Here is a 301-nt window from a genome sequence, read left to right on the forward strand (position 1 = left end):
CCCCCCCCCCCCCCCCCCCCCCCCCCCCCCCCCCCCCCCCCCCCCCCCCCCCCCCCCCCCCCCCCCCCCCCCCCCCCCCCCCCCCCCCCCCCCCCCCCCTCCCCCCCCCCCCCCCCCCCCCCCCCCCACCACATCTTACTGTTCGTCGGCAGCGTCAGATGTGTATAAGAGACAGGTATACACCCCGCCCATGATGGAATGCATGTCATTGCCCACCGCATACAGGCCGGCAATGGGCTGGCCGTCGCGGCCCAGTACCCGCGCCTGGGTGTCGGTTTGCAGGCCGGTGGCCGCACCGATG

At 77.4% G+C, this 301-nt stretch carries 1 protein-coding gene; it reads right to left on the bottom strand.

Features of this window, described 5'->3' with window-relative positions; genetic code table 11:
- Positions 1–135: 135 nt before the first annotated feature.
- Positions 136–300 (bottom strand): FAD-binding protein, encoded by a 165-nt coding sequence (locus tag JHD62_RS23165; RefSeq protein WP_370541113.1) that lies wholly within the window; start codon positions 298–300, stop codon positions 136–138.
- Position 301: the final 1 nt, after the last annotated feature.

The sequence above is a fragment of the Aquitalea sp. ASV11 genome (assembly GCF_016429185.1).
Lineage (GTDB): Bacteria > Pseudomonadota > Gammaproteobacteria > Burkholderiales > Chromobacteriaceae > Aquitalea > Aquitalea pelogenes.